The following is a 15,291-nucleotide window of genomic DNA, read 5'->3' as shown; positions in this document are numbered from 1 at the left end:
AATCGAAGGGAGACAGGATTCTATGAAGCGAAATAAAAGGAGATGGCGTTATCTCGTTATAGGTTTCATTACAGCGATTATGTTAGTGACACCAACCTATAGCCAGTTTGAATATGGATTTGTACGTGCGGAATCGGTCCAATGGCAAACTATAGACGAGAAGCAAAATACCATTTCACCTGGTGTACTTCATACAAGCCGTACTTTAATAGGGAATGGGCTGCGTGAATCCATTCATTTGCTGGAGGTGGATCCAACTAATCCCTATGTTAAAGTGGAAGCGATTTCCTCACATGGAGAGGTTTCAGCTGCAGAAACGGTCAACAATATGCTTGAGGAGCTGGAGCAGCAAGGTGAACGCCCGGTGGCCGGAACAAACGGTGATTTTTTCAGTACGGTAGGTGTGCCCTCAGGCCTAATGATTTCAAATAGAGAACTGGTAAGCTCACCATCAACCAGCAAGATTGCTATGGCTATTATGCCGGATCATACCGTTAAGCTTGAAGAGAACGTAACAATGACATCCAAACTGACCAAAGATAACGGTGAATCGCTAACACTAACGATGATTAACCGTACCCGTGTGGCGACGCATACCAACCATGCTTTTTTATATAATTGGAGATTCGGAAGCTCGACGAGAACACCGGATGGAGGTGTTGAGGCCGTCATTCGTGCAGATGACCCATCCAACCAATTAATACCAGGGCAGCCTGTAAGCGGTGTAGTCGAGTCAATCAAAGAAACAGCAGATACGCCGATAGAGCCGGGTACATTCGTATTGTCGGCTACTGGGTCCAAAGCAGATTGGATTCGACAGAAGCTTGCCGCCGGTACTAGACTTCGCTTGGATATATCGCTGTCCAAAGGATTTGGAGATGCGGAGCAAGTGATTTCTGGAAACTCCACTTTAGGCTATGTTTTATTAAAGAACGGGGCGGTATCGTCAACGGTGCTTGATGCGTCCGATGCGAATACAAGCGACAGGCATCCAAGGACAATGATAGCGACTAAGCAAGGAAAGCTGTACCTTCTTGCTGTAGATGGAAGACAGCCCGGACATTCTGACGGGATCACGATGGCAGAAGGCGCCTATTACTTGCAAAGTCTTGGAATGGAGAACGCCATTAATATCGATGGGGGAGGTTCTACTACCTATTATGTTCGACAGCCAGGGGATTTGTCGCCTAGTTTAGCAAACCGTCCATCTGACGGCCACGATCGTGCAGTAGGTAATACGATAGCGATTGTATCGACGGCACCTACCGGTCCATTGGATAAGCTGGTCGTAAATCCGGATACCCCATTACAAGTCATAGCCGGAAGCAGAATTGAATTTGATGTGAAAGGTCAAGATGCAAACGGCAACGGTGTTCCCGTATCACGCGAAAATCTTCAATGGTCGGTTCAAACCAATATAGGCGCGGTGGAATCCAATGGAGCCTTCACGGCTACGATGACCCCAGGAACAGGACGATTAACGATTCAGAATGGGACCGTCGACAAGAATTTGGATATAACCGTTGTAGATCAAATCGATCACCTTACACTTCAGCCTAATACGGCGGTAGTTGAGCCAGGAGCTATAATTCCGTTTCAGCCGGTAGCTCTTAATGCCCAAGGTCAGCAGGTTTGGATATCTCCAGATCGACTTATATGGTCTATTGATGGCAATATCGGTTCGATATCTCATGACGGGAAGCTGCAAGCGATCAATGGAACCGCAGAAGGAAAAGTACATGCTGCTTATGGCAATGTAAGTACAGAGGCCGTCGTTCAGGTGGGTAAGCGGCCACAGCTGCTTGAGCCATTTGAAAGGACGGACAATATGCAAACTAAGGATGCTAATGCCGTTACCGGCTCTGTTACCATTACAGCCGTTGCTCGGCCGAATCCGGTTCGATTTGGGACTAAATCATTAAAGCTCACCTATGATTTCACAGGAAAAGGCGGTACTTCAAATGCCTATGTGAATTTGTTGAACGATAGTGGTGAAATCGGAAGAGATGTTGAAGGAAAGCCTTATCGGATTGGTTTGTGGGTATACGGAGATTCTAATAATCATTATTTGAGGTTAGGTGTTACGGACGGTAATGGAACGAATCGCATCTTTGATCTTACGGAGCCGGGAGCGCTTAATTGGACTGGCTGGAAGTATGTAACAGCACCGGTACCTGATAATACCATTTATCCTCTGAAAGTGCGTTACATCGTTGTGAGTGAATCAGATGCAGCCAATAAAAACAAAGGTGCGGTTTATTTGGATGATCTTCGGGCTGAGTATATGGACTTGGGTGAAGATGTCACCGGGCCTGTGTTTGGCGCTCAGACACCGGAACCGGGTACGGAAGTTACCGGACTTCGACCTACGATTAGTGTAAAAGTGATTGATGCGGGAAGCGGTGTTGATCCATCCTCGGTTATTGCTACTATCGATGGTACAGCCGTCCAATCGACTTATGATGCCGCGAGCGATATAGTTCATGTAATTCCTGGAACGGATCTAGCAGAAGGCGAGCACCATATCAAAGTCGAAGCAGCGGATAAAGCGGGTACTTATGCGATACCAGCTGCAGAATGGTCATTCTGGTTGAAAGCTCCTGACACAATGCCTCCAAGCTGGAGCGGGGGCGCTGCATTAACCGTAACCGATGTTACTTATCACTCAGCAAAGCTCAACTGGAATGCTGCAACGGATAATATCGGTGTACAAGGATATCGAATTTATAGCAATGGCAAACCGAAGGATACGGTTCAAGCAGACCGCTGTTCGGCAATATGCACTTATTCGATGGATGACCTAATTAGTTACACTCAGTATTCTTTGGAGATTGAGGCTTATGATGCTGAAGGTAATACGGCGCGCAGCGGTACAGTGGAAACCTACACTGCAAAGGATACTACAGCTCCCGGAGCACCTGTTACCGTAAATGTTTATGGCAAAGGACATGACATGCGGATCACCTTCGTTCCACCGGTGGACTTGGATTATGAGGGAACGAAAGTGGTCATATCCCCAAAGGGCGGAAATAACGGAAATAAGGATGGAAGAAACGTTGAGCTATTTGCTCTATCAGGTGTCACTGTTCTTGAAGCAAGCAATTTAAAGCACGGTTTTTACGAAGTGGTTGTTCAATTTCAAGATACGAGTGGAAATTTGTCGTTACCTGTCATTAAACAAGTGAAATTGAATGAAGGAAAAGGAAATGAATAGGGCATTGGTCAAAGTAGGGATTGTAGTCAAGGATGATTTATCGTATTATATAGTTAATCAAATTGATTTATAATCATTTTGAGGTACTATGACTTCAGAAAGGAACAGCAGTATGTGGGAATTAGCACTAATGGTCATGCTGGGCATCATTGCGGCTGTGCCTTTGACTTACTTCGTATGGATGCATACTTGCCGGAGGAAGAAGACCGATGCGGATGCATTGATTGTTCTAGGCTACCGTTGCGACGGCAATCAAATCCATCCCTTACTAAAGGAACGCTTGGATACAGCAATACTTTTGTATCGGCAGTACGCTTACCGCTATCTGGTTTTGTCTGGCGGAGCCGTTAAATCCAATTTAACGGAAGCCGAAATTATGCGGGATTATTTGTTGGAACAAGGTGTGCCGGAAGATAGGATGCTATTGGAATCCCGTTCCCGCAACACCGTGCATAATTTGGTGAACTGTAGACTTGTACTTCAGGAGCATGGGATGAGCACGTTTTTGTTAGTTTCCAATTCCTTTCATTTACGTCGAATGAGGTATATAATGAAGACGCTTGGATTAACAGCTTCACTGTATGCGGAACGGAATTGGAGTAGCATAGTACAGCTTCAGTGGAGATTAACTTTTCAGGAAATCCGGGCATATCGCCTGACCCTACCGTGGTTGGATAAGGCAATGAATATGAAATCTCCCCAGGCGATGGGGGGCAAGAAAGGTGCTGCATCCCGTGAAGCCTGAAAGAACAACTAGCAATAAACTGCTCAAATCCATTAACCAGCAAAAAGTGCTGCGTCTCATTTATACGGAAGGCCCCATATCACGTGTAGAGCTTGCTGACAAAACAGGTCTCACCCAACAGACGATCACCAATATCGTGAATCGGCTGCTTGAGGATGACTACTTGTTGGAGACGGACCCTATTGCCGGCAATAGCGGCAGGAAACCGATCCCGTTAGTGGTAAAGACAGGAGAAATGTATGCCATAGGCATCGAATTGGCGATTAAATATGTCAGGGGTACCTTGATCGATTTTCACCATAATACCATTCATGAAATTAAAGAGCAGGTTCAAGCCTATAACGATGTAGAACATCCGCTTGAATATGTTACTCGTATTGTAGATGAGCTGATGAAATGGGTTCCTAAGCCGCAGCAGCTCAAAGGGATTGGTTGCAGCATTCAAGGGCTCGTCGATTCCAAACAGGGTGTAGTTATTTATTCACCGGGCCTTCGTTGGAAGAAGTTTCCTCTCAAAGAACGGCTGGAAGCGCGCTACAATCTGCCTATTTATTTAGAAAACGATGTCAATCTGCTTGCAATTGTTGAGAATTTGAAGGGTCATTTAGCGGATTCCGTGAACAATGTTACGATTAAATTGGATTATGGGATAGGCGGAGCGCTAGTTTTGAACAAACAACTATGCACAGGTTCATCTCATGTCGCAGGAGAATTCGGACATTATAAAGCGTTTTCACCGGAAGATACGCCTGTCTGCCACTGTGGTGCCAAAGGATGTTTAACGACATTAGCTTCGGTAAGCGGATTAAAGCGAAATGCAGGCCTCACACCGGAAAGTTTTGCAGAACAGCTGGATGCGGGGGAGGAACAGGCTTTAGCACTTCTACATAAAATTGAGCCCGCTATTGGTACTGCGCTGAGTAACGTCATTACATTTTTCAACCCGGATCATGTGCTGCTGACAGGGAAGTTGATCGACGTGCTGGGTCCCCGATTAATCACGATTCTGGAGAAACGTATTTATTCCACGATTCCCGAATCGTGCCGGGGAGTGAAGCTGGTTTATTTACCGCAAACCCCTAATGAATCGACATCTGCTGGCGGTCTCGTAGTCAATCATTTCTTTGATGTACCTTTGGAAAGCTTGTCTCTTTAGAGAACCAAGCAACCTATCGCATGAATGAGAGAGAGGGAGCCGGTATGACGCAATATCGCTTATTAGCATTAGATTTAGACGGTACAACGTTAACAGAAGACAAAGTTATTACGGCGGAAACGCGTACTTGGATTCAGCGGGCAGAACAGGCGGGAGTGAAAGTCATTTTTGCCACCGGACGCGGGACGCAAACAACGAAGTCCTTCTGGGAAGAACTGAAGCTCCAATCCCCGATGGTCCTTGTTAATGGCGCGGAAGTATGGGAAAGCCCCGAAGTCCTATCAAAGCGAGTGTATATAGCTCGAGAGCATCTACTACAACTCCATCAACTAGCAGTAGAATGGGATGCCCATTATTGGGGTTATAGTGTGGAAAGCTTAACGAGCAAGCGGAATTGGACAGAGCAGATGTTTGATCGGGATTGGATGAAATTCGGCATACGACATGATGATCTGGATAAAATTCAGGAGCTTCGCCATATTATTCAAGGCTGGGGTACGTTGGAAATTACTCGATCCGCCGCAGTGAATATTGAGATTTCGCCCAAAGGGATTTCCAAAGAATCCGGCGTCCGCATAGTGTGCGATCAATTGGGTATAAGAATGGATCAAGTTATGGCAATTGGCGATAATATGAATGATCTTAAATTAATCAGTGCTGCAGGTCTTGGAGTAGCCATGGGCAATTCCGATGATGAGCTGAAGCTGGAAGCCAATGCCATAACGGATACAAATGAGCAAGATGGCGTTGCGAAAGCGATTCAGAAGTATATTTTTCAATTAGCGGTCTAATAAATAACTTATAACTTGTGGAGCTTGTAGAAAAAGATCGGCAGCCTTCTATAGTCCATAAAAATATTTCGTAGTATGGAATAGGGGTAAGGCTCATAGCCTTACTCTTTTTTTCTCCTCTGGACATCATATCTTAAGAAGCCGATGAAGGCTGTCAAAAGTCCGCTGTATTCTTGCTGACTTTTAGGAGCAAATGAATGAGTTGGTCAACTTCCTCTACTGTCATGCCTGCGGCAAGCTTGCTGTTGATTCACGCAAGGATCGATTCGAGCACCGGATTTTGCGATACTGCACAAAGTATGGAGCAATTCATTGTTTATCGCACAATTCAGGGTATCGGCGGTGGCGCCTTAATGCCTGATCAAATCAATTGGCGATGGATTTTTTACATTAACTTACCCTTTGGTATTATTTCTTTATGGTTTATTGCCCAGTTTTACAGGGAGACACTCCATCTTAAAAAGCTCAAGATTGATTGGTTTGGTGCTCTTACGCTTGTAGGGGCTGTAGTGAGCTTTATGTCTGCGTTTGAGCTTGGTGGAAACCGATATGCATGGGACTCAACACCTATTCTTTCCTAGCTTATTATTTTTGCCATTCTGTTCGTTCTCTTTATAAATTGAACGGAAGGTTCAAGAACCAATTATCTCATTTAGCTTATTCAAAAGACAATTATTTGCAGCCACACGCATAGGATGTTCTTTTTCTATGACAAGCTTAGCAACACAACATAACATGGAACCGCAAAAACGCGGAATAGCTACATCCACGAATACATTTTTTCGGACCTTGGGGATGTCTCTAGGTGTGACCATTTTAGGCGCCATACAAAATCACATTTATAAATCGCAATTAACGGATGCTTCAGATACTATGTCCATTTCCGTGTCATCTACTTTTAACTGGACTTTACTTCCAATTGCTCTAGGCTTCATATGCATTTTATTAATGGGGAAAGAAAGACTTATACCTCTTGAAAAAGAAAAGCGCAGTAATCAAGCATCGTAAATGAAACCTATTTGTTAAGGGAATGCGAAAATCATATCGATTACTTGATGGAAGAAACAAGTTAACATAATAATAAATATGTTAACTTGTTTTTGTGTCTTTAGAAGTCAATTATTAAATCAAGCTTAAAATGAAGGCTTCCTTGGAAGGCGGAGCATCCATAAATGCAGTATCATTTGGGCATTTTCTCAGCAGTGATGAGGGCTAGTAGGCTTTTAACTCCCATTTATATTATTTTAAAGTGTCATTAAGGTACGGATTCTATTATGTATTCATAGCCACTGGCTAGTGCAATAATCGAATCCAACTCAACTTATCAATGGGAGGTTTTCAATATGGAAAACAATTACGATAACGAATATAAAGCACAACCTGAAACGGAGCAATCGGAGAAGCTTACTGAAATGCCTTCTATCGAACAATCACAAGAACCAATGGATGAAGGTAAATTTAGACGGAACGGTTCGTTTTTTAAATATTCCGGTAAAGTATCGTTAAATTCGGTGGACAATTACGAAATGAAAAAACGCAATACTTTGAAAAGTAGTTTTGCCGCTTTTTTGGCCGGAGCCGTGGTCGTAGGGAGCTTGATGTTCGCATCAGACAAATATAACTTATTCACTCACAGCACAGCAGCAGCTGGAGGAGCGCCAACGTCCGTATCCTCTAGCGGTACGGCTCAAACAGCCTCTTACTATAATACAGCAACGGGCGGCAGTATAGCGGATATTGCCAAGCAGGCCGGTCCTGCCGTAGTCAAGATAGAAACGAAGGTAAAGGTTAACAATTCGCGCAGCAATTCGATGTATAACGATCCTTTGTTCAGACAGTTTTTCGGCAATAAAGGAGGTAGCAGCAATGGTGGCGGCAGCGATAATCAATCAGGATCTAGCGATGGGGCATTGCAGTCTAGCGGTATGGGATCCGGATTTATTTTTCAATCTTCAGGCTATATATTGACTAATGAACATGTCATTGATGGAGCGGATGAAATTGATGTAACTGTGCAGGGCTATGATACACCGTTCAAGGCGAAGCTGCTAGGTAACAGCTATGATCTCGATTTGGCTGTCCTCAAGATTGAAGGAGATAAGGAGTTCCCAACATTGCCAATTGGTGATTCTAATGAAACCCGTGTTGGGGATGGAGTAGTCGCAATCGGCAATCCGTATGACTTCGACTATACTGTAACCTCTGGTGTTATTAGTGCAAAAGAACGTCCAATCAGCATTCCGGATGAGAAGGGTACCCGTGACTATAAGCATTTATTCCAAACCGACGCGGCTATTAATCCTGGTAACTCCGGCGGTCCACTGTTGAATATGAACGGTGAGGTTATCGGTATTAATACAGCGGTAAGTGCTGAAGCGCAAGGCATCGGGTTCGCAATCCCTACTAGTACAATCAGTTCTGTCCTTGAAAACTTGAAAAACAATGTGGAAATTCCGAAAGAAGCAGCCCCCTATTTGGGAGTGAGCGTTCAAAATATTACCGATGACATGTTAGCCGACTTAAATTTGAGCAGCACGAAAGGTGCATTAATTGCTGATGTACAACCCAAAACACCTGGTTTCGAAGCAGGCTTAAGACCTTATGATGCTATTATTGCCGTAAATGGAACAGAAATTGCAACGGCGGACGAATTAACGAAAACAATTCAGGCTACAAAAGTTGGAGACAAAGTCAAAGTAACGATTATGCGTAATGGGAACAAGCAGGACGTTACTGTTACTATTGGAGATAAGAACGCCACCAAAAAATAATTCGATTTCATTCTTGCACAAAAAGCCCTTTAGAGGGCTTTTTGTTTTGAATATTAATTTAACTTCATCAACGTTAATGACATTAACTAAAATCAATTGACTCTACCCTTGTATTTACCTGTATGCAACAGCTTCACTTTCACTTCAATTTTGTTGATGGAATCTTCGTCAAGAATGAACTCTTGATTTTTATGAAGTTCTTTCCACTGCTGAGGATAAGCGCGGTACAATGCTTGATCCAGTTTTAGTACATCCAGCTTTTTTTCTATACCTTTCATATAGGTCTGTTTGATTTCATTCTTTATGGCTTTTGCCGCTTGTTCCTCTATCTCCTTTTCGGAAATATTGGCGATTAATTCATCTAAATAGGATTCTATTTTGATGGTTAGATCAAACACTGGCTTGCCATCCTTAAATACCGGTTGAATTTTAGATTTGGGGTGAAGCAGGACGATGGCTGCTTTTGGATTTTTATCGTTGGGGATGTTAATGGGTGACCGTTCCAGTTTTCTTTGCAGCCATCGATAGCCTGTAAGCTCTTCCTCGGATAGCCAACCTACCATTTCATGCTTTCTAAAAAAATATGCCCCATCGATTTTCAGCAGTGACTTGGGCTTGCTGTCCTCATGCCAGTTTCCCTTATCTATCGCCAGTGACGGCAGCATGGCCGGATCGCCGGCCTCGTTCAATTGAGATATAAGCTTAAAACCATACAGAGGGACTATGTAAGAACGCTGCGAAAAGGTTTGAGCTGGGGTATCTATGATGGAATCCAACGGCGAGAAATTCATAATCGATTTTTGGTACAACACTTCATTGAGTGGTTCTCTGCTTCCATAAACTAAAATATTGTATCGAACCTCTCTGTACCGGTTAAGCATGTCGTAGGCTTCCTTTATTTTCTCGCCGTGCTTCAGCATATTCTCAGATACAATAATAGCTTTGACATGGCCCCAGAATACTCGAATTTGCGAGGTTGCATAGATAGAGTTAAATGATTCGGTAATGGTCTTACCTTCGCCCTTGCCAATCCATATTGGGATATTTTTACCTAGTTCGGTGGACTCGACTTTAGCTACACTCGAAAAGTTCAATACTTGAACATAACAAACAAACTTTCCATCCTTGTAATCAATCCCTAGAGCCGTAACATAGGCCATTCTTTGAATATCTTTGGAATTCCAACAGCCTGGAAGCAAGAGGAGTGAAAGACATACAAGCAGGATTTTCTTGAAATTCACGATTTTTGTTCTCCTTGATGATCTGAATCTCCCGTGTCAAGAACACGAGGTCTTCCTCTAAACTTACTCCAGGGACTTTTAAAGAACGATTTCAATATATCCTTAGGAATAGGAGGCGAGACTGGTGACAAGTAAGGAACGCCAAAGGATTGCAGCTTGGACATATAAAACGTCAACATGATGACACTGAGGATAAAACCATACAACCCTAAAATGGAACAGACGATAAACACGGTTAACCGTACAGTACTCAGAACCGTACTCAAGGTCTGATTGACTAGAGTAACACCAGAAACGGCGGTTATTGCACCTACAACGACTACAGATGGGGAAACTAAACCGGCTCTTATCGAGGCATCACCAATGACCAATCCGCCTACGACCGTCAAGGTTGAACCGATGGAGCTTGGAAGACGTACACCCGCTTCACGGAATATTTCCAGCAAAATCAACAAAATAAACATTTCAATCTGTGCGGTGAAAGGGAGGCCTAGACGAGATACAGCGATTGTAGCCATTAATCGAAATGGAATTTGATCTTGATGAAACGCTGCTATGGAAACCCAAAAGCCGGGCAAAAAAGCGGAGAGCCAGAAGCTTAATAAGCGCATCAATCTTGAAAAGGAAATATACTGAAAATTAAAATGAATATCTTCCGGCGATTTAAGAAGTAGTGAAAATGTTGCAGGCGCAATAAGCACGAACGGATTTCCGTCGACTACAAGAACAAAACGCCCTGCCAGGAGCGCCGCAACGGCATAATCGGGACGTCCGGTAAAATCGAGCAGCGGGAACATAGAATATTTGACATCGCCCAGAAGCTCTTCAAGCTGTCCAAGACTATACACTCCGTCTATGTCGATCTTTTTGAGTCGTTTACGGACTTCATCAAGTAACTGAGGGGAAATGATATCTTGGATATATAAAAGTCCTACCTTAGTGCGTGTTCTCTTACCCAAAATAGTCGTGTCATAGCATAGGCTGTTGCTTCGGATTCTTTTGCGGATAAGAGCAATATTTGTCGCAATTTCTTCGGTAAATCCGTCTTTAGGTCCTTTTATGGATATTTCAACCGTCGATTCTTCAGGGGTTCGGCCTGGTAAATTGCAAATATTCAATTTGAATATGGACTTCGTTTGCGGAAAAAAGAGGAGAAGGTCACCCTGAAATACGGAATCAATGATCAATTCCTCCGTACAGTGAAGCGATAGTGGTATAAGCGGCAAGGCTCCATAATAATTGTCTTCATCAAAATGCTGGAACCCCTTGATATCATAGACCTTCTTTAATTCTGGTAGAATATCGGTACCGATTTGTTTAGAATCACATAAACCCTCAGCATAAATAAGCAATATTTTAGAAGTAGCGACTTCTGCAAAATGGTGCTCCAAAACTTGAACGTCGGAGGAATGAGCGAACAGTCCCTTTAGTTTCGAGATCGTCCATAACGGTGCTTGGGGATTTTTTTCGTTCATGTTGCTTCCTCCTTTTTTGATCTTTTGATAAGCGATACGGCACCCCACAATAAGGAGGTGACGAAGGATACGACCAGGAATGCAGGAAAGTAATCATGATACATCCACAGATAGTATTCATTTTGATTGATCGGTAAAAACGAAGTGGCGACATAACTAAGGGCAATGATTAAAATAATCAGATGCTTTATTTTTGTATTTTTAGTCGGAATCATATCAGCAAGTAAAAACAATGCAAGGCTTATGCGGACGCAGGCTCCTGATAACCACTGAAAAACGGAAAGAAAATCGACATGCTCCACATAATCTCCCAATCGCACAAGACGCCATTGCTCATAAGGGGATATCATTTGCTTGGCCGCTTCTTCAGGCCCAAATTCTACGATCCCCCCGATTAGAGGACCAATCGTAATATAAACCATCATGGATGCGAACACGAGAAACTTCCATACTTTGATTTTTTGTTTAATATGATGCTGCATGAGAAGAATCATAATCAGTTCTACAAAACCGCCGCCCGCAAAAACCATACCATTGACAACAGGCTGAATTCCATTTTCAAGGAAAGGCTTCAACAGGTTGTAGTCTTTTTCCGGAGAGTTAGCTACAGCAACGAAAATGCCTAACGCAATGACAGTAGGAAGTAGGATACCGGAGCAAATGGCAATAGTTCGCACACCCATAATAGCTGAATAAAAGCATACGAGGGTTAAAGCCCCGGTTAATATGATTTTTGGAGTTGCCGGCAAATAGTTCGTAACGGTCCAGATCGAGGTATGGATAACCGTTGTATTTCCTATCAGATATAGCTCTAAAATAACTGGCGAAATAAGAATCCATGAGATGACTGTATTGGTTTGAGAAGCAAGCCAGGGCTGCAGCTTTTGCTGTCCGGATCTATAGGTAATAAAAAGCAGGAGCAAGCACCAGGGTAAAAATGCTCCCGCTGCCATTAAGGCAGAGAACCATGAATCCCTCCCGGCAGCATCCAGAATCATTGGGTTTACAATGACATGATTGGTCAAGCCGTTCATAAGCATTAAAATCATAAACGCCTGCAAAAGGCTAATTTTCCCACTCGTCGTGTCCATAGCTAATATCTCATTTCATTGTCAACGTTAGTTGTTCTGCTGGAATATGTTCCTTATAATGTCCAATGGTGGGAAAGGGTATGCATTTTTCAAAGAAGTAGGCAAAATGTGGACATATAGGCATTAGCCCATTTACTTTTGTTTTGTTACAGATTATAATAATTCTAAATAATAAATGTTTTCCAATAAAATTGCATATGAACAAACCGAGATCTATTCTCGATTAACATGCTGCTCCCGCACAAGGAGCAGCATGTGCCATTTTAAGGGGAGTAATAATGGGATTCATTCTCAATGAGAAGGAGTGATTCAAATGATTACAGCTTATTCATCTACAAAAACCGATGCAAACCAACCGGAATTATCCCAACAACAAGCTCAACAGTTGAACCAGGAGCAGAGCTGGTTAAGCCGTTACGGAGAAGCTCTTGCAGCTTTAACAAGTGGAATATTGATTGCAGCAGCTTGGGGGATAGACGGCTCGTTTCATACGGCAGCGATTGCTTTATATTCCCTGGCATTTGTTGTAGGTGGTTATGTGAAGGCGAAGGAAGGCTTGTACACCTTATTTGCTGAGCGTGACCTGGATGTAAATCTGCTTATGCTGGTTGCAGCGGTAGGGGCAGCAGGGATTGGATATTGGGCAGAAGGAGCCGTACTTATATTCATTTTCTCACTCAGCGGTGTATTGGAAAGCTATACGATGGATAGAAGCCGTCGCGATATATCGTCATTGATGGATCTTAAGCCAGAATTAGCTGTTTTGTATCGCGATGGGGAGGAGACAATCGTCTCAATAGATGCTCTTGAGATCGGAGATGTCATTATTGTCAAGCCAGGAGAAAGGATACCTGCCGATGGCGTTGTAACGGAAGGATTATCATCTGTTAATCAAGCTTCCATAACCGGTGAATCTCTCCCTGTAGATAAAGCCGCGGGCGATGAAGTATTTGCCGGAACCTTGAACGGTCAAGGAGCATTATTTATTGAAGTCAGTCAACGAAGTGAGTCAACCTTATTCTCGAAAATTATTCGGCTTGTACAGGAAGCGCAAAGCGAAAAGCCTGCTTCACAACGATTTATTGAAAAGTTCGAACGGATTTATGCCAGAGCAATCATTGGAGCGTGTGCGCTGCTGGTTGTTGTTCCACCTCTTGTTCTTCAATGGACCTGGAGCCAGTCTTTGTATAAAGCCATGGTATTTCTTGTTGTAGCTTCCCCTTGTGCGTTGGTTGCTTCTATCATGCCTGCCATGCTCTCAGCGATCTCAAATAGTGCCCGTAAAGGGATATTGTTTAAAGGTGGAGCTCATCTAGAGAATCTTGCACGAACTCGGGTCATCGCGTTTGATAAAACAGGGACCTTAACGATGGGAAGACCTGTGGTTACGGATATTATTCCTTTTCAAGGGTATAGTGAGACGGAGATGCTAAATATTGCGGCCTGTCTTGAGAGCTTATCCGAGCATCCGCTAGCCAAGGCTATCGTTCTGGAAGCCAAAGATCGCGAACTGTCGATCAAACGTCCGTCGGAGTTCACTACACGCACGGGTTGGGGGATTCAAGCCCAGTGGGAGGGCGACACGTGGAAAATCGGTAAGCCGACTTTTATGGATGATAGCTACATGACCGATACGTTATCGGAAGCTATTGACCGATTAGAACGAGAGGGCAAGACAGTAACTGTTATGCATAATTCTCTGGGAGCTGCAGGTATCATAGCGCTTCGCGACACGCTTCGTCCCAATGTGAAACAGTCCATCGCATTATTGAAGAAGCAAGGTATTGAAGTTGTCATGCTGACCGGTGACCAACGGCAAACGGCTCAAGCCATCGCTCAGGAAGCGGGTATTGATAAAGTATACGCTGAGCTGCTGCCAGAACATAAAGTGAGTCTGGTTAAGCAACTGCGGCATGAATACGGATCGATTGCGATGGTAGGGGATGGCGTTAACGATGCACCGGCATTGGCTACTGCAACTGTCGGTATTGCTATGGGGGCTACAGGAAGCGATGCAGCGCTCGAGACTGCGAATATGGTTCTACTGAGCGACGACATCGATAAGATAGCCAGTGCTATCACACTAGGCAAACGGACTCTTGCTATCGTCAAACAAAATATCACATTTGCTCTGGCAGTCATATGTGTATTAATAGCGGCGAATTTCTTGCAAGGTATTGCTCTTCCTTTAGGAGTCGTTGGACATGAGGGGAGTACGATACTTGTTATTTTAAACGGACTTCGTTTATTGCGCTCCAATTCATAATACTCGTAGAGAAAAGGAAAATCGTAATTCCTGAACACGCCAAAAAAATGGACCCTGCTCATTAACGGCGGGGTCGGTTTATGGCTCTGTTCTTTTACTGAAGACCATAGTTGGAGTTGCTGATAAAATAGATTGCTGCTTTCTTCGAGATGCTTCTCGAATCTGACGGTCATTTTCTATGGAGATAAATAAACAAAAGGCTCCAAGACCAATGAGAATAAAAGTTGTAACAGGAAGAAGATAACTCATCTTCACGGCTCCTTAGTAAAGTTAATGATAATCATTATCATCATTATAACCTATTTTTACAAATGATCAAATCATTTTTTAGGGAGGAAATACAATGAATACGGTTCACGATGTGTTAGAAGAAATTGAAACCCGCATCAAAGAGCTTCAATCAATTGAAGATGAATGTAGAAGAAAGAGAAATATTAGCGGCAGAATGAATGCGAGAACGAAGCGAGAAGAGTTGGAACGGTTGAAGAATGTGATTCTGGGCATAGAGTAAGAACAGATCGGAATGAAGAGCAGACATCCT

At 43.5% G+C, this 15,291-nt stretch carries 13 protein-coding genes; 9 read left to right on the top strand and 4 right to left on the bottom strand.

What is annotated here, in order from left to right; translation table 11 throughout:
• Positions 1–22 precede the first annotated feature (22 nt).
• The 7 genes from QMA13_RS18470 to QMA13_RS18440 all read left to right on the top strand — a co-directional run bounded on the left by QMA13_RS18470 (position 23) and on the right by QMA13_RS18440 (position 8,677).
• A complete protein-coding gene (locus tag QMA13_RS18470) occupies positions 23–3,214 on the top strand; it encodes a phosphodiester glycosidase family protein (RefSeq protein ID WP_282935232.1) in 3,192 nt (1,063 codons plus the stop codon).
• A gap of 112 nt (positions 3,215–3,326) precedes the next feature.
• On the top strand, positions 3,327–3,959 hold the full coding sequence (locus QMA13_RS18465; RefSeq protein ID WP_282935231.1) for a YdcF family protein: 633 nt from the start codon (positions 3,327–3,329) through the stop codon (positions 3,957–3,959).
• A complete protein-coding gene (locus QMA13_RS18460; protein WP_282935230.1) occupies positions 3,937–5,115 on the top strand; it encodes an ROK family transcriptional regulator in 1,179 nt (392 codons plus the stop codon). Before QMA13_RS18465 ends, QMA13_RS18460 begins: the two co-directional genes overlap by 23 nt.
• Positions 5,116–5,135: 20 nt before the next feature.
• On the top strand, positions 5,136–5,906 hold the full coding sequence (locus QMA13_RS18455; RefSeq protein ID WP_282935229.1) for a Cof-type HAD-IIB family hydrolase: 771 nt from the start codon (positions 5,136–5,138) through the stop codon (positions 5,904–5,906).
• 197 nt (positions 5,907–6,103) lie between these two features.
• Positions 6,104–6,487, top strand: coding sequence for an MFS transporter (locus QMA13_RS18450; protein ID WP_282935228.1), 384 nt, complete (start codon positions 6,104–6,106; stop codon positions 6,485–6,487).
• A gap of 127 nt (positions 6,488–6,614) precedes the next feature.
• Positions 6,615–6,914, top strand: coding sequence for a hypothetical protein (locus tag QMA13_RS18445; RefSeq protein ID WP_282935227.1), 300 nt, complete (start codon positions 6,615–6,617; stop codon positions 6,912–6,914).
• 335 nt (positions 6,915–7,249) lie between these two features.
• Entirely contained in the window at positions 7,250–8,677 is a 1,428-nt protein-coding gene (locus QMA13_RS18440; RefSeq protein ID WP_282935226.1) for a S1C family serine protease, read from the top strand.
• A gap of 92 nt (positions 8,678–8,769) precedes the next feature.
• Here QMA13_RS18440 and QMA13_RS18435 read toward each other — a convergent pair whose 3' ends face one another.
• Genes QMA13_RS18435 through QMA13_RS18425 form a run of 3 tightly spaced genes read right to left on the bottom strand, consistent with a single transcriptional unit; the run spans position 8,770 to position 12,484 of the window.
• A complete protein-coding gene (locus QMA13_RS18435; protein WP_282935225.1) occupies positions 8,770–9,918 on the bottom strand; it encodes a Ger(x)C family spore germination protein in 1,149 nt (382 codons plus the stop codon).
• The gene (locus tag QMA13_RS18430; RefSeq protein WP_282935224.1) at positions 9,915–11,393 is read right to left on the bottom strand and encodes a spore germination protein; all 1,479 of its coding nucleotides are present in this window, start codon (positions 11,391–11,393) and stop codon (positions 9,915–9,917) included. The genes QMA13_RS18435 and QMA13_RS18430 overlap by 4 nt, the downstream gene beginning before the upstream one ends.
• A complete protein-coding gene (locus QMA13_RS18425) occupies positions 11,390–12,484 on the bottom strand; it encodes an endospore germination permease (protein WP_282935223.1) in 1,095 nt (364 codons plus the stop codon). Before QMA13_RS18425 ends, QMA13_RS18430 begins: the two co-directional genes overlap by 4 nt.
• Positions 12,485–12,797: 313 nt before the next feature.
• Here QMA13_RS18425 and QMA13_RS18420 point away from each other — a divergent pair, with 313 nt between their 5' ends.
• Positions 12,798–14,750, top strand: coding sequence for a heavy metal translocating P-type ATPase (locus QMA13_RS18420; RefSeq protein ID WP_282935222.1), 1,953 nt, complete (start codon positions 12,798–12,800; stop codon positions 14,748–14,750).
• A 78-nt stretch (positions 14,751–14,828) separates the two neighbouring features.
• Here the strand turns inward: QMA13_RS18420 and QMA13_RS18415 are convergent, their stop codons facing one another.
• Positions 14,829–14,999, bottom strand: coding sequence for a hypothetical protein (locus tag QMA13_RS18415; RefSeq protein WP_282935221.1), 171 nt, complete (start codon positions 14,997–14,999; stop codon positions 14,829–14,831).
• A gap of 94 nt (positions 15,000–15,093) precedes the next feature.
• Here QMA13_RS18415 and QMA13_RS18410 point away from each other — a divergent pair, with 94 nt between their 5' ends.
• Complete coding sequence (locus QMA13_RS18410; protein WP_282935220.1) at positions 15,094–15,261, top strand: hypothetical protein; 168 nt, start codon at positions 15,094–15,096, stop codon at positions 15,259–15,261.
• Positions 15,262–15,291 lie beyond the last annotated feature (30 nt).

The organism is Paenibacillus sp. RC67, from assembly GCF_030020805.1.
Classification (GTDB): Bacteria; Bacillota; Bacilli; order Paenibacillales; family NBRC-103111; genus Paenibacillus_S.
This window is presented reverse-complemented; position numbering and strand designations above follow the sequence as displayed.